Here is a 19,695-nt window from a genome sequence, read left to right as displayed (position 1 = left end):
GTCGTCACCCGTGGGGACGGGGTCGGATCACGGCTCCGTCAGCTCGCGGAACCGCGCTGTGGGGGCCGCCCGAGCGGCGGCAGGAAGGGCAGATGCGTGTCCGCCCCGGCGTCGAGGGCCGCGCCGAGCGCGAGCAGGCAGCCGGCCGTGCCGGTGCCCAGGTCCATCGACAGCCGCATCATCTGGTGTCCGGGGAAGGCCAGTTGGCCCTGGTAGGACATGGAGAACCAGCCGAGCCCGTCGATCTGCCCGGCGAGCCGGTCCCTGGCTCCGGGCGTCGAGGTACGGGCGAGATGCAGGATCAGCCCGGCCCGGCCCTGGAAGAGACCCGGTTGCACATAGAAGCGGAAGGTGGCCGCGGTGAGGATGCCGGCCCGGACGTCCGCCAACTCGCCACCCGTGTGGGCGAGATAGTCGTCCAGCACCATCCCGACGCCCGCGCTCCCCTCGCCGAGGTACGGCAGCGTCCGCCACCCCTCGTCGACCTCCAGCGACCCGTTCGGGTGCGTCACACAGACGTCGAGGTCCCGCTGCAACGCCGTCCCGGCCGCCTTCAACAGCCGCTCCTCACCGGTGCGTTCGTACTCCCGCAGCAGGAACAGCGCGGGCCCGCTCGCCCCGCGCAACAGCCCGGCCCGGCGCCGCCGGGTGCCGTCGGGAAGGGGTTCCCCGAGACGTCGTACGAGGATGTCGGCGGCCTCCGCGGCACGCTCCCGCAGCTCCGACTCACCGGTCGTACGGGCGAGTTCGGCGAGGACCAGGCCCAGGCCGGCCAGCCCGCCGTGCAGGTCGGAGGAGAGGTTCTGCCAGCGTTCGGCGAGGATCGAGCCGACCAGGTCGAGGGCGCGCTGCCGGTGGCCGAGCCGGTCCAGGACGTGGGCGACGCCCGCGAGCCCGTCGTACAGCCCGAGCGGGGTGCCCGTCGGCGGGGGCGCGGTACGGGCCAGCAGCCAGCGCTCGCCCTCCTCGTACCGTTCCGCGCCGACCGCGTCCAGTGCGTGGAGCACGCCGGCCGCGCCGTGCGCGAGGCCGAGTCCGCCGCCGTCGTTGAACTGGGTGATGTCGCCCGGGAAGAGCCGGTCGTCGCGCTCCGGGGTGGCCGAGGCGAGGATCGCCTTCACCATGGAGTCGCGGCTGTAGGGCCAGTCGGCGGGCTCGACGAAAGGTTTGACCAATGCGGGCGCCGACGATCCGGTGTCCCGGGTGATCTCCGCGACCGCCTCGTCCAGGAACTCCTTCGGCACGTCCGGGAACTGACGGAGGATCACCTCCGCCAGATGGGCCGCCTTGCCGCGGTCGACCACGAAAAGCGTGGTGACGGGCAGGAACAGAGCGATCCGCAGACACGCCAGCGCGTAACGGTCGACGTCGGCGCCCGTGCGGTCCGGCGGGGCGAAGAAGCCGGGATGCGCGACGACCTGGCGGCCCTGCTCGTCGATCGGCGCGGCGGCCTCGAAGTCGAGCAGGGACACCGACTCCCCGTCGGGCCCGACCATGATGTTGAAGACGTGCAGGTCGTTGAAGACGATCCCGCGCGCGTGGATCGCCGCCACCGCCCGCTCGACACCGGCGTGGATACGCAGCGCCCAGGCGGTGTAGTCGGCCACCGCCCGCGGGTCGGGGTCGGGGGTGAGCAGCGGGTGCCGCTCGGCGAAGAACGAGTTCAGCGGGCGCCCCTCGAGGAACTCCATGACCAGGAACCGGTGGTCGCCGAGCGTGAACCAGTCCCGCACCTCCGGCACCACGCCCGTCCCCGCCACCCGCTCCAGCGCGTCCTTCTCGCGCTCCAGCCGGGCGATCGCGTCCGCCCCGTCCGCGGCGAGGCCCGCGTGCGGCCGGCCCTCCTTGAGGACGACTCTGCTGCCGTCCCGGGTGTCGGTGCCCGAGTAGACCCCGCCGCCGTTGGAGAAATGCAGCGCCTTCTCGATCCGGTACGGCAGCTCGCCCACCGTCGTGGTGTTCCGCGCCGCCAGATGCGGGGCCAGGAAGGCGGGCAGCGTCACCCACTCCGGGACCTGGAAGGACGGCGCCCTGCGGTCCGGCACCAGGGTGCCCGCGCCGTCCCGCACCGCCGGCACCAGCGAGCCCCGCTCGTCGACCACGAACTGGCGTGCGAACGCCCCGTAGCGGACGTAGAGCGGCCCGTCGCCCCAGCGCAGGTCGGTCAGGATGTATGGCCCCTCGAACCCCTCCAGGAGCCTGCCCAGCTCGCGCAGCACCGTGTGCAGCTGCTCCTCGTCGGCCGGGTACAGGGTGACGAACTTGCCGCTGCTGTCGCGGGCCGCGTACTTGGTGTTCCGCAGATGCAGCAGATGCGGTCCCGGCACGAACTTGAACGGGATACGGCGCGGCACGCAGTAGTCCCAGACGATCGCCGCGATCCGCTCCGCGTTCGCCCGGGTGGCCGAGGCGTGGACCTTCCAGCCCTGCGCCGGACCGGCCACCGGCCCGCCGTCCGGGCCGAGGGGCGTCAGCGTCAGCCAGTCGCCGATGCGCGCCGCGTCCCAGCCGGCCGGCACCTCGCGCCGCGCCGCCTCGAACAGGGGTGCCGCCTGGCGCGCTCCCGCGGACAGCCGGTCCGGCGTGTCGTAGAAGTGCCGGTCGGCGAGCGCGTACACCTCGTACCGCTTGTCCATGCCTCCCCCTCCTTGGCCCGGCATCGAGCTTCCAGCGGGCGCGGCGGCCACGGACAGTCACCGCTGTCACGAGATCACCGTGCGGAACGCATGCGTAAAGACTTGTTCGGCGACTTTCGATCCCGACCCCCGTGTCACCCCCGCAGACACTCCACGGAACGGTCACAGGGGCTGCGCACGTGCCTCATAAGCGCTGTAATGGCGGACGTGGTCAGTGAGGGAGCTGCGGGACGCAGAACGAGAACGCTGCGTGCCGAAGTTGCCCTCAAAGCGCTCACGGCCGGTCCCGACTCACCCGAACGGCTGCGGAGCGTCCTCGAACAGGTGCTCGTTTTCGCCAGGGCGTCCTTCGCCGCCGTGTACGCCCCGAGCGAGGACGGCGAGCTGCTCTGCCTCGTGGACGCGGCCGGGGTGCCCCGCACCCTGTACGGACTGCGGGACGCCTACCCCCTGGCCGGCGGCTCCCCGGTGGCCGACGCGCACCGCAGCGGGCGGTCGGCCTGGCTCGGCCCGGAGGAGCTTGCCGAGGGCGCCGAGGCGCGGCGCCTGCCGTCCCGGGACTTCCATCTGGCGGCCCTGCCCGCCCGCCGCGACGGCGGAGGCTGTCTCCTCGCCGTGAGCGAGCGCCCCGACGGCTTCGACACCGACGACCGCAAGTGCCTGGAGCTCCTCGCCGACGCCGTGGCCTGCCCCGCCCCGGCCGCGGCCGCCGAGGGCGGGGAACTGCCCGCGGGCGCGTTCAGTCTCGCCCTGGACACCGGCCGCATCGAGGTCGGCGACGACATCCTGGACCTGTTCGCGATGCGCAGGGAGGACTTCGACGGGCGCGTGGAGACCCTGCTGGCGCTCACCGTGCCCGAGGACCTGCCCTCGCTGATGTCCGTCACCGAGGCCGACCACATGTCCCTCGGCGACCGCGAGCTGGAGTTCCGGGCCCTGCAGCCCACCGGGCCACCCAAGTGGCTCAGACTGCGCGGCCGGCTGCTGCCCGGCGGCGAGGGCCGCCCCGCCCGCCTCGTCGGCACCGTCGCCGACGCCTCCACCCTGCGCTCCGACGTCACCGACGTGGCCCGCGTCCAGCGGCTGGCCGCCGCGCTGGCCACTGCGGGCACCGTCCGTGACGTCAGCCAGGCCGTCGTCTCCGCCCTGCGCAAGCCGCTGCGGGCCGACCGGATCGCGCTGGCCGAGCTGGAGAACGACCGGCTCGTCGTCACCGTCCTCGACCCGCCCGACCCCGAGTCCTGGCCCGAGCTGTGGCGCCTGGAATGGCGTACCGAGTGGCCCGACGCCCCCGTGCGCGCCATGCCCACCCTCGCCGCCGCCCTGAGCGAGGGCCGCGCCCAGATCTGGCCCGCGGGCACCGCCCTGGAGCCAGCCCTCGCCGACGTCGGCCCCGGAGGCCTCGCCGTCCTCCCCCTGCCCGCCGCGGGACGCATGGCCGGCGCCTGTCTGATCGGCTGGGACACCCCGCACGAGTTCGGCCCCGACGAACGCGCCCTGCTCACCGCCTCCGCCGGGCTCGCCGGACAGGCCCTGATGCGGGCCCACGCCTTCGACGCCGAACACGAGCTCGTCGGCATGCTCCAGCGGCAGCTGCTGCCCCGCCGGCTGCCCAAGCTCCCCGGCGCGGTCGCCGTCGCCCGCTATCTGCCGAGCACGGCCGGACTGGAGCTCGGCGGCGACTGGTACGACGTGATCCCGCTGCCCGACAACCACGTCGCCCTCGTCATCGGCGACGTCCAGGGCCACAGCGCCGGCGCCGCCACCCTCATGGGCCAGATGCGCACCGCCCTGCGCGCCTACGCCGTCGAGGGCCACCCGCCGGACGTCGTCGTCTCCCACGCCAACCGGCTCCTGACGGACATGGAGACCGACCTCTTCGCCACCTGCGCCTACGTCGACCTCGACATGGAGGAGGGCTCCGCCTGGTGCGTCCGGGCCGGCCACCTCCCGCCGGTGCTGCGGCACCCGGACGGCACCACCGAGATCACCGAGACCGAGGGCGGGCCGCCGCTCGGCGTGGTCGCCCAGGCGGACTTCCCGATGACCCCGCTGCGGCTGCGGCCCGGCACCCTGATCGCGCTGGCCACCGACGGTCTCGTGGAGTCCGCCGACGCCGACATCGACGAGGGCATGGACCGCCTCGCCCAGGGCCTGTCCGCCTCCGACCCCGCCCACCTCGGCCTCGTCGCCGACGCCCTGCTCGGCAACGCCCGCCGCAGCGACGACGTCGCCCTGCTCCTCGTGCGCTACGACGGGATGGCCTCCCACCCGCTGCGCGAGAACTGGACGGTGTGGCGGGTCCCGCAGGCCGTCGGCCACGCCCGCCGCTTCACCCGGCGCACCCTGCGCTCCTGGAACGTGCCCGCCGACGCCCAGGACGCCGTCCTGCTCATCGTCTCCGAACTCGTCACCAACGCCCTCGTGCACACCGACGGCCGGGTCCGCCTCGACCTCACCCTGGTCAACCACCGGCTGCGCGTCGCCGTCGCCGACGCCTCGCCCCGCACCCCGGTCAAGCCGACCAGCATCGGCTGGGAGGCCACCGGCGGTCGCGGCATCCTGCTGGTCGAAGCCATGTCGGCGGCCTGGGGCACCGTACCGGTCAGCGGCGGCAAACAGGTGTGGAGCGAGGTCACGCTGTGACCACTCGTACGAGTGCACCGTGAACCGATCGCGCACGGCGCCGGTCGATCGAATCCACCCCGCGCCACCTCGGCCTTTTCGTGGCAGGCAAGCCGCACCGCGCACGGTCGGCAACGGGTGAACGGGACTAAGGTGAACCAGATGAAGGCTCTCGTCCTGTCTGGTGGCGCCGGAACGCGTTTGAGGCCGATCACCCACACCTCGGCCAAACAACTCGTTCCCGTGGCCAACAAGCCCGTCCTGTTCTACGGCCTGGAGTCCATCGCGGCCGCCGGGATCACCGAAGTCGGCGTGATCGTCGGGGACACGGCCGCCGAGATCGAGGAAGCGGTCGGCGACGGCTCGAAGTTCGGCCTGGAGGTCACCTACATCCCCCAGGAACGCCCCCTCGGCCTGGCCCACGCGGTGCTGATCGCCCGGGAGTTCCTCGGCGACGACGACTTCGTGATGTACCTCGGCGACAACTTCATCGTCGGCGGCATCGCCGCCCTCGTCGACGAGTTCCGCACCCACCGCCCCGACGCGCAGATCCTCCTCACCCACGTCCCCGACCCGCGCGCCTTCGGTGTCGCCGAACTCGACGCCGCGGGCCAGGTGATCGGCCTGGAGGAGAAGCCGGAGACCCCCAAGAGCGATCTCGCCCTGGTCGGCGTCTACCTGTTCACGCCCGTCATCCACGGCGCGGTCCGGGCCATCGCCCCGTCCTGGCGCGGCGAGCTGGAGATCACCCACGCCATCCAGCACCTCATCGACGAACGCGCCGACGTCCGCTCCACGGTGATCAAGGGCTACTGGAAGGACACCGGCAACGTCACCGACATGCTGGAGGTCAACCGCACCGTCCTGGAGACCGTCGCGCACCGCATCGACGGCGAGGTGGACGAATGCTCCGAGCTGGTCGGCCGGGTCGTCCTCGAAGAAGGCGCGCGGATCGTCAACTCCCGCATCGTCGGACCCGTGATCATCGGCTCCGGCACGGTCGTCGAGGACTCCTACGTCGGCCCCTTCACCTCGGTCGCCGAGAACTGCCGTGTCACCGACAGCGAGTTGGAGTTCTCCATCGTGCTGCGGGACTCCTCGATCCGGGGCGTGGGACGTATAGAGTCCTCCCTCATCGGCCGTCACGTCGAGGTGACCCCGACGACCGGTATGCCCGCTGCCCACCGCCTAGTGCTCGGAGACCACAGCAAGGTGCAGATCCGTTCATGAACCTCCTCGTCACCGGCGCCGCCGGCTTCATCGGCTCCCAGTACGTGCGCAGGCTCCTGGCCTCGGCGGACTCCGACGCGTCCCGGATCACCGTGCTGGACAAGCTCACCTACGCCGGCACCCTGGACAACCTCGAACTCGAGCACCCCCGCCTGGAGTTCGTGCAGGGCGACATCCGGGACGCGGAGCTGGTCGACAAGCTGGTGGCCGACGCGGACCAGGTCGTGCACTTCGCCGCCGAGTCCCATGTGGACCGGTCGATCGCCGGCGCCGGCGACTTCGTGCTCACCAACGTGGTCGGCACCCAGACCCTGCTGGACGCCGCCCTCAGGCACGGCACCGGCCCGTTCGTGCACGTCTCCACCGACGAGGTCTACGGCTCCATCGACGAGGGCTCCTGGCCCGAGACGCACCCCCTCGCGCCCAACTCGCCGTACTCCGCCTCCAAGGCCTCCTCCGACCTGCTCGCCCTGGCCTACCACCGCACCCACGGCCTGGACGTCCGCGTCACCCGCTGCTCCAACAACTACGGGCCGCACCAGTTCCCGGAGAAGGTGATCCCGCTCTTCATCACCCACCTCCTCGACGGCAGGAACGTCCCGCTGTACGGCGACGGCCGCAACGTCCGCGACTGGCTGCACGTCGACGACCACTGCCAGGGCGTTGACCTCGTGCGCACCGCGGGCCGGGCCGGCGAGGTCTACAACATCGGCGGCGGCACCGAACTGAGCAACAAGGAACTCACCGGGCTGCTCCTCCAAGCGTGCGGCGCCGGCTGGGACATGGTCGAGTACGTCGAGGACCGCAAGGGCCACGACCTGCGCTACTCCGTCGACTGGACCAAGATCCGCACCGAACTCGGCTACGCGCCCCGGCACGACTTCGCCACCGGCCTCGCCGACACCGTCGCCTGGTACCGCGCCCACCGCAGCTGGTGGGAGCCGCTCAAGCGACGCGTCACCCCGCACTGAGCACCATCCGACCGTTCACCTTTGAAAGGACCTCGTCGAGCCATGTCGATCAGAACAACTGTGAAGAACGTGTTGGGTGAGAAGAACGTGCGTATCGTGCGCCAGTTGAAGCGACGTATCTCCGGTCAGCCGCCCCAGCCGGTCAAGAAGAAGCCCACCGGGCTCGACGCCATCTCCCACGACCTCAACAAACTCGCCGTGCACTTCAAGACGGACAAGTGGGGCGCGCACCGCTACACCCAGCACTACCAGAAGCACCTCCAGCACCTGAAGAACGAGCAGTTCAACCTGCTGGAGATCGGTATCGGCGGCTACAACCGACCCGGCCAGGGCGGCGCCTCGCTGCGCATGTGGAAGGCGTTCTTCCCGAAGGCGCAGATCTTCGGCATGGACATCCAGGACAAGTCCCATGTCGACGAGGACCGCATCACGACGTTCATCGGCGACCAGTCCGACCCGTCGTCGCTGAACGCCGTCGCCGACAAGATCGGTGACCTCGACGTCATCATCGACGACGGCAGCCACCGCCCCCCGCACGTGCTGACCACGTTCGCCACGCTCTTCCCGCGCCTCAAGGACGGCGGCATCTACGTCGTCGAGGACACCCAGTCGTCGTACTGGCCGGAGTGGATGGGCAGCGAGGACCTCGACGACCCGAACACCAGCATGGCGATGCTGAAGCGGCTGACGGACGGCCTCAACTACGAGGAGTTCGTGGACGAGCACTACCAGCCCAGCTACACGGACCTCAACGTCGTGGGCGTGCACTTCTACCACAACCTGGTGATCATCGAGAAGGGCAAGAACGCCGAGGGCACCAACAAGCGCAATGCGCTGAAGGCGCGTTACGCCAAGAAGTGATCCCGGTCCCGGACAGCACTTGAGCGCGGCCCCCATGAACTCCATGGGGGCCGCGCTCAGTTGCTGTCGTCTACTTGCCGCGGTTCCTGACCCGGTGGGCCGCCCCCCGCAGCACCCGGCCGAGCGTGCGCTTGACCTTGCGGGCCAGCCGCTGCGCGCCGCCGTGGCCGGGCGCGGCGACCGGACGGACGGTGTCCCCGGAGACGCGCAGGGCGAGCGGCAGCACGAGGAAGCGCGGCTCGGCCGCGTTCGGCACCGGGCTCAGCGCCACCCGCCATCGCCCGCCGCTCAACTCGGCGAGCGGCAGATCGGCCTCCAGCACCGACCCGAGCCGCTCGTCCGCGGCGGGGGAGAGGGTGCCCGGCACATCGACGATCTCGGCCGCGCCGAGCCGCAGCACCACCTTGGTCTCCCCGGCCACCTGGAACGGCACGGCGGTGCTGATCCGGGCGCCGTCCACCGCGACGGTGCCCGGCGTGACCCGGTCAAGACCGAGCCGCTTGGTCGCCCGGTCCACGTCGAGGGCGAAGTTGCCGTGCGGATGGGTCCAGTACGGCAGGACCACGCGCCCGCCCGCCAGACCGGCCTGCGGCCTGGGCCGGTTCTCGGCCGGGGCCGGACCCAGCCGGCACTCCTTGGTCCAGCCGCCCAGCCGGACCCGCACGAACGCGTCCCACAGACCGTCGTCCGGCGCCGCCCCGCCCGCCGCCGTGGCGGGATCGACGGACGCCGTCGCCCGCAGCACCAGCCGCACCCGGTCGCCGCCCTGGTCGGACACCGTCTCCCGGACGACCCGCACGGGCTGGAAGTGCTGGGCGGAACTGGTCCGTTCACGCAGCAGCAGATCGCCCGCGGCCTTGTCGAAACGCGCGACGGAGTCGGCGCACACCCAGGCGATCGCCTCGGCCGCGTCCAGCGGCGGAGCATCCTTCGCCAGGGCGCCCTGCGCGGGGAACCGCATCGGTTCGCCGCCCGAGGTGAACTCGGCGCTCAGCGACACCTCCAGCACCCCGTCCTGCCACTCGACGCCCTCCGGAACGGCCTTGAGGGCGATCCCGGCCTCCCACTCGGCGAACCCCACGATGTCGTCATAGCGGTCCGCGGTGATCAGCGCGGCCACCACCCGCTGGGCGGGCGGCAGACCGGCCGCGACACCGGGCCCGAAGCGGTCGACGACGGTCGAGTGGATCTCCGCGAACAGCGCCCGGCGGTAGTCCTCGGGCAGCCCGAGCAGCCGCCGGCCGCGCATCCGCTCGACCATCTCGTTGCGCAGCCAGCGCCGGAACAGCCGGTCCCGCAGGTCGCCCGGCTTGGTGTAGGTCTCGACGACGTCGAGGGCCTCGCGCAGGTTCTTGAAGTACCCGGCCGGTTCGAACTGCTGGAAACCGGCGTTGGAGGCGTCGTCCCGGCGTACGTGGTAGTAGCAGACGTAGTCGCTGAGCACGGACACGTTCTCCGCGCGCAGATACGCCTCGGCGATGAAGACATGGTCCTCGAGCCGCCGCCTGCCCTCCGGGAAGCGCAGACCGATGTCGTCGAGGAAGGCCCGGCGGAACATCTTGTGCGGGGTGAGGCTGTCGATCAGCGGCGCGTTCTCGACCGTGGCTTTCGGGCGGTTGCGGCGGAACAGCTCCACCGGCACGGGGCGCCCCTTGCCGGCCATCTTGCCCACGATCACATCGGCGCCGTTGGCCACGCCGTAGTCGTACATCCGCTCCAGGGCCTCGTCGCCGAGGTAGTCGTCGTTGTCGACGAACATCACGAACTCGCCCCGGGCGGCCTCGATCCCGACGTTGCGGGGCTTGCCGGACCAGCCGGAGTTCTCCTGGTGGATGACACGGACGCGTGAGTCCTCGGCAGCGAGCTCATCGAGCCGGCCGGGCGTTCCGTCGGTGGAACCGTCGTCGACGAAGATCACTTCGTACTCGTCGGGAGGCAGTGACTGCCTCTTCAGAGACGCGATGCAGTCCTCGATGTAGACCCCGGGGTTGTACACGGGGACGACGACGCTGACCTTGACCGGCATGAGGCTCGGTCCCCCTTGGGTCGCTTGTCGTTTCTGTCATGGTGCGGTGCTTGTGGCCAGATGCTAACCCGACGCCGCAGTGGTTGATGTTGCGACCACCGCTCGGATCGCATACCGATCGTGTCAAGGTTGACGATCTTCCCCGGATAGTCTGACCGCGTGCGACTGCTCCTGATGTCCGACACCCATCTGCCCAAGCGCGCCAAGGAACTCCCGGCCCCCCTGCTCGCCGAACTCCCGCACGCCGACGTGGTGTTCCACGCGGGCGACTGGGTGGACACCGCCACCCTCGATCTGCTGGAGCGCCTCAGCCGGCGCCTCGTCGGCGTGTACGGCAACAACGACGGACCGGCACTGCGAGCCCGGCTGCCGGAGGTCGCGTACGCCGAACTCGGCGGCCTGCGCTTCGCGGTGGTCCACGAAACCGGCCCCGCGCAGGGCCGCGAGGCACGCTGTGCCGCGCGTTTCCCCGACGCCGACGTGCTGGTCTTCGGGCACAGTCACATCCCCTGGGACACCACCGCCCCGACCGGTCTGCGGCTGCTCAACCCCGGCTCCCCGACGGACCGGCGGCGTCAGCCGCACTGCACGTACATGACGGCGACCGTCGAGGACGGCCGCCTGGACGATGTGCTGCTGCACCGGCTGCCTCCGCGGTAGCCGGCTGCGACACCTCACGGGGATCCGGGCCGCTCCATGTGTCCGGAAGCGGCCCGGGCGCTGCGAGTGTGCGCTGTCACGGACCTCCTTCCACAGAGGTGTGCCGAAGAGGGTGCGCAACGGTGTGCGTCCTCTTCTCCTTCCGTTGGGCGCCGCGTACCCCGGGGAGCGGCTCTCAACCCTCTAATTCGTTGGACGCTGCCGCCGTCGCCCCGCTGAGATGGACGGCGTGCTGATCGACACCACGCTCGTACGCCGTCTGCTGACCGCCCAGTTCCCGCAATGGGCCCACCTCCCGCTCGCCCCGGTGCCGCAGTCCGGCATGGACAACGCGACCTTCCGGCTCGGCGACGAACTGTCCGTACGACTGCCGCGGTACGCCTACTGGGCCGGCCAGGTGGCCCGGGAACACCGCTGGCTGCCCAAGCTCGCCCCCCACCTGCCGCTGACCGTCTCCGAACCGCTGGAGCTCGGCGAACCCGGCGAGGGCTACCCCTACCCATGGTCGGTGTACCGCTGGCTGGACGGCGAGACGGCGACCACCGAGGCTCTCGCCGACCCGGTGCAGGCCGCGCTGGATCTGGCTGGGTTCGTCAACGCGCTGAAGGACATCGACGCGACCGGCGGTCCCGGCCCCGAGCAGAGCAACGCCTTCCGTGGCGTCCCCCTGGGCGACCCGCGTGACTCGCTGGCCGCCGAGGCGCGCGTCCGGCCCAAGCTGGAGGCGCTGGCGGGGACAGGGATCGTCGACATCGACGCCGTGACGGAGGTGTGGGAGGCGGCCCTCGCGGCGCCCGCCTGGCACAAGCCGCCGGTATGGATCCACGGGGACCTCGCGACGGGCAATCTGCTGATGCGGGACGGCCGGTTGAGCGCCGTCATCGACTTCGGGACGCTCGCCGTCGCCGATCCCGCGGTCGACCTACAGCCCGCGTGGATGTTCCTGCCGCCGCAGGGCCGCGACGCCTTCCGGGAGGCGGTCGACGCCGACGACGCGACCTGGGCGCGGGCCCGGGGATGGGCCCTCGCCGGGTCGCTGCCGGTGCCGGACGACCCGTTCTTCCAGCAGGACCCGGCGCGGGTGACGGCGGCTCTGGACCACCTGGCGCAGGTCGTGGAGGATCATCAGCGGTACGGGTGAACGTGCGGCTCAGCGCCGCCGCCACCGCCGTATCCGCAGCCCCACCAGGACCATCACGACGGCGGCCACGACCACCGGCGCGAATCGCCGGGCGACCGGCACGCCGGCCGTGCGGAGGAGGTCCAGCGGCTGTTCCGCGTCGGGCGACGCGGTGTCCGGGGCGACGGCGAGCTTCTCGGCGAGGCACTGGGCGAACTGGCCGATGATCCGGTCGCCCACCTCCGCCATCACCCCGCGCCCGAACTGCGCCGGGCGACCCGTGACGGTGAGATCCGTCCGCACGGAGACGGCGGTACCCCCGTCCTGTTCCGTGAGCGTGCCGGTGACGGTGGCGCGGGCCGTGCCCTGCCCACGGGTCTCCCGGCCACTCGCGACGAGGACCATGCGGTGGGCGGCGTCGTCCTGCTCCTCGAAGACGGCGGTGCCCTTGTACGTCACGGTGATCGGGCCGACCTTCACCTTCACCGAGCCCGTCACGGTCTTGCCGTCGTACTCCTCGACGCTCGCCCCCGGCATGCAGGGCGCCACCCGTTCGATGTCGAGGAGCGCCGTCCAGGCGTCGTCGACCGGGACGGGCACGGTGAACTCGTGGTGCAGTTCCATGACTTCCTCCGTCAGGTTCCCTCGGGATGGATGGCCCCACCGGTCGCCGTCAACGGCGTGCCCGTGCCGCCCCACCGCAGCGCGACGATCTCCGCGGCGACGGAGACGGCCACCTCCTCGGGCGTACGGGCGCCGAGGTCGAGCCCGACCGGGGAGCGCAGCCGGGACAGCTCACGGTCGGTCAGCCCGCCGTCGACCAGCCGCTTCATCCGGTCGTCGTGGGTACGCCGGCTGCCCATCGCGCCGATGTACGCGGCGGGCCGGCGCAGCGCCTCCTGGAGCAGCGGGACGTCGAACTTGGGGTCGTGGGTGAGGACGCAGATCACGGTGCGCTCGTCGGTGTCCGTGCTCTGGAGGTAGCGGTGCGGCCAGTCCACGACGACCTCCACGCCCGGCGGGAAGCGCTTGGGGGTGGCGAAGACGGGGCGGGCGTCGCAGACGGTCACCCGGTAGCCGAGGAAGTCGCCGATCCGGGCGACCGCGGCGGCGTAGTCGATGGCGCCGAAGACCAGCATCCGCGGGGGCGGCGCGAAGGAGTGCAGGAAGACACTCACCGCGTCCTCACGGCGCTCGCCACGCGGACCGTAGTGCCTCAGCCCCGTTGCCCCGAGGGCGAGTTCACCGCGCGCGTCGGCGGTGACCGCCACATCCAGACCGGTCGTACCGAGGGTGCCGGAGACCCGGTCCGGCCACACGGCGAGCGTCGCGCCGCGCGGCGCCGGACCGTCCGTCACCGTCGCCACGGTCACCGGCCGCCCCGCGGCCACGGACTCGGCGACCTCGCCGAACGCCGGGTCCAGCGCCGGCGTGACGGGCCGCACCAGCAGCGTGATCTCGCCGCCGCAGGTGAGCCCGACCGCGAAGGCGTCCTCGTCGCTGTACCCGAAGGTCTGGAGCTGCGCCTCCCCGCTCGCCGCCACCTCCTGCGCCAGCTCGAACACCGCCCCCTCCACACACCCTCCGGACACACTGCCGACGACCTCGTCACCGGGCCCGACCGCCATCGCGGCCCCCGGATCACGCGGCGCGCTACGGCTCACGGCGACGACGGTGGCCAGCCCGAACGGCGATCCCGCCGCGTACCAGGCGCTCAGCGCCGGGAGAATCTCACGCACGATCCGCTCCTCTCACGACCGCCGCCAGGCTCTCCAGAGCGGCCAGGCTGTGCCCCTCGACGAACGCGTCCACGCTCGGCAGCGCCGCCGCCATCCCGGCCGCCAGGGGCGCGTACCCGGGGCGAGCCTTGCGGGGATTCGCCCAGATCACCCGGTGCGCCAGCCGCCGCAAGCGTCGCATCTGCGCCGCCAGCAGCTCCGGATCGCCACGCTCCCACCCGTCGGACAGCACCACCACGACCGCACCGCGAGCCGTCCCACGCTGCCCCCACCGATCCAGGAACTCACGCAGCAACACCCCCAGCCGAGTACCGCCCCGCCAGTCAGGCACGGCCGCGGAGACCGCAGCCATCGCCAGATCCGGATCACGATGCGAGAGCTCCCGCGTCACCCGCGTCAGCCGGGTCCCGATGGTGAACACCTCGGTACGGGGCCCCCGGACAGCGGCATGGGCGAACCGCAGCAGCGCGTCGGCGTACGGCGCCATGGACCCACTGACATCCACGAGCAGCACGACCCGCCGGGGCCGCTCGGCCCGAGAGTGCCGCAACAACCGCGCAGGCTCACCTCCGTGCCGCAACAGCTCCCGCACGGTCCGCCGCGGATCGACACCGCCACGCCGCGCGGACCGCCGCCGCGCACTGCGCCGCGTCTCACCGCGAAGCGCGAACGCGGCGAGCAGCCGGTCGAGTTGGACGCGTTCGCTGGCACTGAGCTGGGCGAAGTCCCGATGGCGCAGCACTTCGGCTGAACCGGCGAGGGCGGCCATGGGAGGTGCTTCGGCTTCGCGTCGGGTGGTGGTGCGAGGCCCAGTGGCATCGCGCGCGACACCCCGCAGCCTGATGGCGGGAGCGACGGGAATGGGCGGCGCCGCAGGCTCACCGGAGCCGAAGTAGGCGGCGAACACCCGCTCATACCGCTCCAGATCGTCCCGCTCCCCGCAAAGAGTCAGCCGCCCGGCCCAATACACATCCGTCCGCCGAGCGGGCCCCAGCACATCCACGGCCCGCAAGAAGGCATGCACCCGCTCGGAACTGGCGCCGACCCCCACAGCGCGAAGGGCCCGCGCAAATCCAAGAAGGGCAGCGTCAACGCCGCCCAGGGGCGCGGGGAACTGCGCGACAAGCCACGACGAACCCGCAGACGACTCCATCACTGAACTTCCGTTGAAACACTGAGCAACGCGGCGAAATCCAACCCCCGCCCCCGCTCCACATCCTCCCGATACTTGAGAACCGCCCCCAACGTGGACACAGCCAACTCCGCATCCACCTCACTCGCCCCCAGCGCATCCAACGCCTGCACCCAGTCGATGGTCTCCGCCACCCCGGGTGGCTTGACCAGGTCCTGCCCGCGCAGCGCCTGCACAAGGGCGGTCACCTGCGCAGCCAACCGCTCCGACACCCCCGGCAACCGCCGCCGCACAATGGCCAGTTCACGGCCGAACCCCGGATGCTCGAACCAGTGATAAAGACACCGCCGCTTCAACGCGTCGTGCACCTCACGCGTCCGGTTGGACGTCAGCACCACCACGGGCGGAACCTCCGCCCGCAGCGTGCCCAGCTCCGGAATCGTCACCGCGTATTCCGAGAGCAGCTCCAGCAGGAACGCCTCGAACTCGTCGTCGGCCCGGTCGATCTCGTCGACCAGCAGCACCGACGGCCGGGTCTCCAACGCCCGCAGCAGCGGCCGGGCCACGAGGAAACGCCGGTCGTACAGTTCGCTCTCCAGCCGGTCCGCGTCGGTGATCCCCGCCGCCTCGGCGGCCCGCAGATGGAGCAGCTGACGCGGGAAGTCCCAGTCGTACAGGGCCTGCGAGGCGTCGATGCCCTCATGGCACTGGAGCCGGATCAGCGGCGCGCCGAGCGCCTCGGCGAGGGCGGCGGCGAGCGCGGTCTTGCCGACGCCCGCGTCACCCTCGCAGAAGATCGGCCGGGCCAGCCGCAGGGCGAGGAAGCAGGCGACGGCCAGCCCTTCGTCGACGAGGTACCCCGTCGCCTCCAGGCGGGCCCGCACCTGTTCCGGGCCGTCGAACTGGCCGTCGGTCTCCGTGATCGCCGCTCACCCCATCCCGGCGGCGGCCAGCACCGCGCGTTTGGCCAGCACCCGTGCCAGATGGGCCCGGTACTCCGGCGAAGCCGAGGTGTCCCGGGACGGCTGGGTGGCCACCGCCGCCGACTCCGCGGCCCGTGCCACCGCGTCCGCGTCCCCGGCACCGGCGAGGGCCTCCTCGGTGGCGGTGGCGCGCAGCGGGGTCGTGCCCATGTTGGTCAGTCCGACGCGCGCCTCGGCGACGCGGCCGTTGTCGCGCCGTACCAGCGCGGCCACGCCGACGATCGCCCAGGCCTGGGCGACCCGGTGGAACTTCTCGTAGTGGAAGCCCCAGCCGTCCGTCTTCGGCAGCCGTACCTCCACCAGCAACTCGTCGGGTTCCAGGGCGGATTGGAGGTAGTCGACGAAGAACTGCCGGGCGGGGATGGTGCGTCGCCCGGCCGGGCCCTGCGCCACCAGCTCGCCGTCCATCGCCAGTACCACGGCGGGCAGGTCCCCGGCCGGGTCGGCGTGCGCCAGGGAGCCGCCGAGGGTGCCGCGATGCCGTACGGCGGGGTCGGCGACGGTCGCCGTGGCGGCGGCCAGCAGACCGGCGTGGCGGCGGACCAGCGGGTCGCGGATCACGTCGTGGTGCGTGGTCATCGCGCCGATGACCAGGCTGTCGCCGTCCTCGCGCACCCCGCGCAGTTCCGCGATACGGCCGACGTCCACGACGAGTTCGGGAAAGGCCAGTCGGAGCCGCAGCAGCGGCAGCAGGCTCTGCCCGCCGGCCAGTACCTTGGCCTCCTCGCCCGCGTCGGCGAGCGCGCGGACCGCCTCGTCGACGTCGGCCGGGCGGGCGTACTCGAATGCCGGGGGAATCATCGCGAGGCCTCCCTCACCGCTTGCCAGACCCGTTCGGGCGTACAGGGCATCCGCACGTCGCGCACGCCCAGCGGACGCAGCGCGTCCACGATCGCGTTGACGACGGCGGGCGTGGACGCAATCGTCCCGGCCTCACCAACGCCCTTCACCCCCAAGGGGTTCGAGGTGGCCGGAGTCTCCGTCCGGTCCGTTGTGAACTCCGGCAGATCCGGCGCCGACGGCACGAGATAGTCGGCCATCGTGCCCGAGACCAGGTTGCCCTGGTCGTCGTAGACGGCCTCCTCGTACAGCGCCTGCGCGATGCCCTGCGCGAGGCCGCCGTGCACCTGGCCTTCCACGATCAGCGGGTTGACGACCCGGCCGACGTCGTCGACACAGACGTACGACCTGATCCGGGTCTGCCCGGTCTCGGTGTCGACCTCGACCGCGCACAGGTGGGTGCCGTGCGGGTAGGAGAAGTTGTCGGGATCGACCAGGTGCTCGGCGTTGATGGTGGGGACGAGACCGTCGGGCAGGTCGTGGGAGGTGAAGGTCTCGAAGGCGACCTCCTGGATGGTCTTGCGGGCGTCCGGGGAACCCTTGACCGAGAAGACGCCGTCCGTGAACTCCAGGTCCTGCTCGCTCGCTTCGAGCAGATGCGCGGCGATCTTGCGGGCCTTCTCCACCACCTTCACCGCCGCGTGATGCACGGCCGTGCCGCCCACGACGAGCGACCGCGAACCGTAGGTGTCCATGCCCTGCGGGGCTGCCTGGGTGTCGCCGTGGACGACCTCGACGTCCTCGAACGGTACGCCCAGCACGTCGGCGGCGATCTGGCTCCAGCAGGTCACGTGTCCCTGACCGTGCGGGCTGGTGCCGGTGACCACCTCGACCTTGCCGGTGGGCAGCATGCGGATGGTCGCCGCCTCCCAGCCGCCGGCCGCGTACCGCAGATCCCTGAGCACCCGGCTCGGCGCGAGCCCGCACATCTCGGTGTACGTCGACACTCCGAGGCCCAGGCGCACGCTGTCGCCCCGGTGGTTGCGGTCGGCCTGCTCGGCGCGCAGCTTGTCGTAGTCGAACAGGGCGAGCGCCTTCTCGGTCGCGGCCTCGTAGTTGCCGCTGTCGTACGTCAGGCCCGCGATCGTCGTGTACGGGAACTCCTCGTGCCCGATCCAGTTGCGGCGCCGCAACTCCACGGGATCGAGGCCGAGTTCGGCGGCCAGCTCGTCCATGATCCGTTCGATGGCGTACGTCGCCTCGGGGCGTCCGGCGCCTCGGTAGGCGTCGGTCGGGGTCCTGGTGGTGAAGACGCCGGTGACGTTGAGCTCGTAGGAGCCCATCTTGTAGATCCCCGGGTACATGAACGCGCCCAGGATCGGGATGCCCGGGGTGACGAGCATCAGGTAGGCGCCCATGTCGACCAGCAGATCAACCTTGAGGCCGAGGAGGGTGCCGTCGCGGTTCGCGGCGATCTCGATGTCCTGGATCATGCCGCGCCCGTGATGGGTGGCCAGGTAGCCCTCGCTGCGGGACTCCGTCCACTTCACCGGTCGGCCGGTCCGGCGGGCGACCGCGAGGGCGATGGCCTCCTCGCCGTACACCTGGAGCTTGGAGCCGAAACCGCCGCCGACGTCCGGGGCGATGACCCGCAGTTTGTGCTCGGGTATGCCGGTGACCACGGCGAGCATGATCCGCAGGATGTGCGGGATCTGGGTGGAGGAGTGGAGGGTGTACTCGCCGGACGCGGCGAGCGGGGTGACCACGACCCCGCGCGGTTCCATCGCGTTGGGGATGAGGCGCTGCTGGTGGTAGCGGCGCTTCAAGGTCACGTCGGCGCGCTGCCGTACGGACTCGAAGTCCTCGCCGGTCTTCAAGGGCCAGTCGTAGCAGCGGTTGGTGCCCTTGTCGGAGTGGACCAGGACCGTGTCCTCGGCGAGGGCTGCCTCCAGGTCGAGGACCGGGGGCAGCGGCGTGTAGTCGACCTCGATCGCCTCCAGGGCGTCCGCCGCCGCGTACCGGTCGCGGGCCACCACGACCGCCACCGGGTCGCCCGCGTAGCGCACCTCGGTGGTGGCGATCGGCGGGTGGTCGGGCAGCACGATGTCCTCGGTGACCGGCCAGGCGCAGGGGAGCGAGCCGAGGCCCTCCGCGAGGTCGGCGCCGCTGAACGCAGCGACCACGCCAGGGCGTTCGAGAGCGGGCGTGACATTCACGTGGTCGATGCGGGCGTGGGCCATCGGGCTGCGCAGGATCGCCAGGTGGAGCAGCCCGTTGACGGCGATGTTGTCGGTCCAGTTGGTCTGTCCGGTGACGAGCCGGGCGTCCTCCTTGCGGGGCCGGGCCCGGCCCACCTCCCGTTCGACGGTGTCGCTCATGTGCCGACCTCCTGCCCGGAGGCGGCGAGCACCGCGCGCACGATGTTCTGGTAGCCCGTGCAGCGGCACAGGTTCCCTTCGAGGGCGTGGCGCACTTCGTCCGAGGTGGGGGTGGGGTTGTCGCGCAGCAGATCGCGCGCGGCCATGATCATCCCCGGGGTGCAGTAGCCGCACTGGAGGGCGTGCCGCTCGTGGAAGGCGCGCTGGAGGCCCGTCCACTCGCCGTCCTCCCCGGCGAGGCCCTGGACCGTGGTCACTTCTCCGCCGTCCGCCTGGACGGCCAGGACCGAGCAGCTCTTGACGCTCTCGCCGTCCAGGTCGACCGTGCAGGCCCCGCAGTTGGAGGTGTCGCAGCCGACCGGGGTCCCGGTCAGGCCGAGGCGGTCACGCAGGTAGTGGATCAGCAGGAGACGGGGTTCGACCTCGTCCTCGTAGTTCGTTCCGTCCACCTTCACCGAGACACGGGTCATGTGCCCTCCCAGGAAACACCGGACGTGATGGGCGTCACTCTAGGACCGGCCGGGGGAGGCGGCGAGGGCCGTGACAGGGCTTTG

At 71.6% G+C, this 19,695-nt stretch carries 15 protein-coding genes; 6 read left to right on the top strand and 9 right to left on the bottom strand.

The annotated features are described in order from the left end of the window. Nucleotides 1-38: 38 nt before the first annotated feature. Complete coding sequence (lanKC, locus tag IQ210_RS44120; RefSeq protein WP_194084882.1) at nucleotides 39-2,636, bottom strand: class III lanthionine synthetase LanKC; 2,598 nt, start codon at nucleotides 2,634-2,636, stop codon at nucleotides 39-41. Between the two features lie 198 nt (nucleotides 2,637-2,834). On the opposite strand from lanKC, the gene IQ210_RS44115 reads away from it, so the two are divergent. The 4 genes from IQ210_RS44115 (at nucleotide 2,835) to IQ210_RS44100 (ending at nucleotide 8,323) form a co-directional block, all read left to right on the top strand. Beyond that, complete coding sequence (locus IQ210_RS44115; protein ID WP_194084881.1) at nucleotides 2,835-5,282, top strand: SpoIIE family protein phosphatase; 2,448 nt, start codon at nucleotides 2,835-2,837, stop codon at nucleotides 5,280-5,282. Between the two features lie 141 nt (nucleotides 5,283-5,423). Beyond that, nucleotides 5,424-6,491, top strand: a complete 1,068-nt coding sequence (locus IQ210_RS44110) for a glucose-1-phosphate thymidylyltransferase (protein WP_194084880.1) — start codon at nucleotides 5,424-5,426, stop codon at nucleotides 6,489-6,491. Next, a complete protein-coding gene (gene rfbB, locus IQ210_RS44105) occupies nucleotides 6,488-7,462 on the top strand; it encodes a dTDP-glucose 4,6-dehydratase (protein ID WP_194084879.1) in 975 nt (324 codons plus the stop codon). Before IQ210_RS44110 ends, rfbB begins: the two co-directional genes overlap by 4 nt. Before the next feature lie 42 nt (nucleotides 7,463-7,504). After that, nucleotides 7,505-8,323 carry a class I SAM-dependent methyltransferase gene (locus IQ210_RS44100; RefSeq protein WP_194084878.1) on the top strand — a complete coding sequence of 273 codons (819 nt, stop codon included), beginning with the start codon at nucleotides 7,505-7,507 and terminating at the stop codon, nucleotides 8,321-8,323. Between the two features lie 70 nt (nucleotides 8,324-8,393). Here the strand turns inward: IQ210_RS44100 and IQ210_RS44095 are convergent, their stop codons facing one another. After that, nucleotides 8,394-10,349 (bottom strand): glycosyltransferase family 2 protein, encoded by a 1,956-nt coding sequence (locus IQ210_RS44095; RefSeq protein ID WP_194084877.1) that lies wholly within the window; start codon nucleotides 10,347-10,349, stop codon nucleotides 8,394-8,396. A gap of 159 nt (nucleotides 10,350-10,508) precedes the next feature. Here IQ210_RS44095 and IQ210_RS44090 point away from each other — a divergent pair, with 159 nt between their 5' ends. Together IQ210_RS44090 and IQ210_RS44085 are read left to right on the top strand one after the other, a co-directional pair. Then, nucleotides 10,509-11,009: a metallophosphoesterase family protein gene (locus IQ210_RS44090; RefSeq protein ID WP_194084876.1), complete on the top strand. Its 501-nt coding sequence runs from the start codon at nucleotides 10,509-10,511 to the stop codon at nucleotides 11,007-11,009. Nucleotides 11,010-11,229: 220 nt separating this feature from the next. Then, on the top strand, nucleotides 11,230-12,150 hold the full coding sequence (locus IQ210_RS44085; protein ID WP_194084875.1) for an aminoglycoside phosphotransferase family protein: 921 nt from the start codon (nucleotides 11,230-11,232) through the stop codon (nucleotides 12,148-12,150). 9 nt (nucleotides 12,151-12,159) lie between these two features. Here the strand turns inward: IQ210_RS44085 and IQ210_RS44080 are convergent, their stop codons facing one another. Genes IQ210_RS44080 through IQ210_RS44050 form a run of 7 tightly spaced genes read right to left on the bottom strand, consistent with a single transcriptional unit; the run spans nucleotide 12,160 to nucleotide 19,611 of the window. After that, nucleotides 12,160-12,753, bottom strand: a complete 594-nt coding sequence (locus tag IQ210_RS44080) for an SRPBCC family protein (RefSeq protein ID WP_194084874.1) — start codon at nucleotides 12,751-12,753, stop codon at nucleotides 12,160-12,162. An 11-nt stretch (nucleotides 12,754-12,764) separates the two neighbouring features. Next, entirely contained in the window at nucleotides 12,765-13,868 is a 1,104-nt protein-coding gene (locus IQ210_RS44075; protein ID WP_194084873.1) for an XdhC family protein, read from the bottom strand. Continuing rightward, nucleotides 13,861-15,021, bottom strand: a complete 1,161-nt coding sequence (locus IQ210_RS44070; RefSeq protein WP_194084872.1) for a vWA domain-containing protein — start codon at nucleotides 15,019-15,021, stop codon at nucleotides 13,861-13,863. The genes IQ210_RS44075 and IQ210_RS44070 overlap by 8 nt, the downstream gene beginning before the upstream one ends. Then, on the bottom strand, nucleotides 15,021-15,884 hold the full coding sequence (locus IQ210_RS44065) for an AAA family ATPase (protein ID WP_194084871.1): 864 nt from the start codon (nucleotides 15,882-15,884) through the stop codon (nucleotides 15,021-15,023). Before IQ210_RS44065 ends, IQ210_RS44070 begins: the two co-directional genes overlap by 1 nt. Before the next feature lie 45 nt (nucleotides 15,885-15,929). Beyond that, nucleotides 15,930-16,784, bottom strand: coding sequence for an FAD binding domain-containing protein (locus IQ210_RS44060; protein WP_194084870.1), 855 nt, complete (start codon nucleotides 16,782-16,784; stop codon nucleotides 15,930-15,932). Next, the gene (locus IQ210_RS44055; protein ID WP_194084869.1) at nucleotides 16,781-19,141 is read right to left on the bottom strand and encodes a xanthine dehydrogenase family protein molybdopterin-binding subunit; all 2,361 of its coding nucleotides are present in this window, start codon (nucleotides 19,139-19,141) and stop codon (nucleotides 16,781-16,783) included. The genes IQ210_RS44060 and IQ210_RS44055 overlap by 4 nt, the downstream gene beginning before the upstream one ends. Then, nucleotides 19,138-19,611 (bottom strand): (2Fe-2S)-binding protein, encoded by a 474-nt coding sequence (locus tag IQ210_RS44050; protein WP_194084868.1) that lies wholly within the window; start codon nucleotides 19,609-19,611, stop codon nucleotides 19,138-19,140. The genes IQ210_RS44055 and IQ210_RS44050 overlap by 4 nt, the downstream gene beginning before the upstream one ends. Nucleotides 19,612-19,695 lie beyond the last annotated feature (84 nt).

This window comes from Streptomyces justiciae (genome assembly GCF_015163075.1).
GTDB lineage: Bacteria > Actinomycetota > Actinomycetes > Streptomycetales > Streptomycetaceae > Streptomyces > Streptomyces justiciae.
The sequence above is the reverse complement of the archived record's forward strand: the minus strand, read 5'-3'. Positions and strand labels throughout refer to the sequence as shown.

Coding starts and splice junctions, on each gene's coding strand:
- rfbB (WP_194084879.1), top strand. CDS start 6,488: ATGAACCTCCTCGTCACCGGCGCCGCCGGCTTCATCGGCTCCCAGTAC.
- IQ210_RS44110 (WP_194084880.1), top strand. CDS start 5,424: ATGAAGGCTCTCGTCCTGTCTGGTGGCGCCGGAACGCGTTTGAGGCCG.
- IQ210_RS44100 (WP_194084878.1), top strand. CDS start 7,505: ATGTCGATCAGAACAACTGTGAAGAACGTGTTGGGTGAGAAGAACGTG.
- IQ210_RS44115 (WP_194084881.1), top strand. CDS start 2,835: ATGGCGGACGTGGTCAGTGAGGGAGCTGCGGGACGCAGAACGAGAACG.
- IQ210_RS44085 (WP_194084875.1), top strand. CDS start 11,230: ATGGACGGCGTGCTGATCGACACCACGCTCGTACGCCGTCTGCTGACC.
- IQ210_RS44050 (WP_194084868.1), bottom strand. CDS start 19,611: ATGACCCGTGTCTCGGTGAAGGTGGACGGAACGAACTACGAGGACGAG.
- IQ210_RS44095 (WP_194084877.1), bottom strand. CDS start 10,349: ATGCCGGTCAAGGTCAGCGTCGTCGTCCCCGTGTACAACCCCGGGGTC.
- lanKC (WP_194084882.1), bottom strand. CDS start 2,636: ATGGACAAGCGGTACGAGGTGTACGCGCTCGCCGACCGGCACTTCTAC.
- IQ210_RS44080 (WP_194084874.1), bottom strand. CDS start 12,753: ATGGAACTGCACCACGAGTTCACCGTGCCCGTCCCGGTCGACGACGCC.
- IQ210_RS44055 (WP_194084869.1), bottom strand. CDS start 19,141: ATGAGCGACACCGTCGAACGGGAGGTGGGCCGGGCCCGGCCCCGCAAG.
- IQ210_RS44060 (WP_194084870.1), bottom strand. CDS start 16,784: ATGATTCCCCCGGCATTCGAGTACGCCCGCCCGGCCGACGTCGACGAG.
- IQ210_RS44070 (WP_194084872.1), bottom strand. CDS start 15,021: ATGGAGTCGTCTGCGGGTTCGTCGTGGCTTGTCGCGCAGTTCCCCGCG.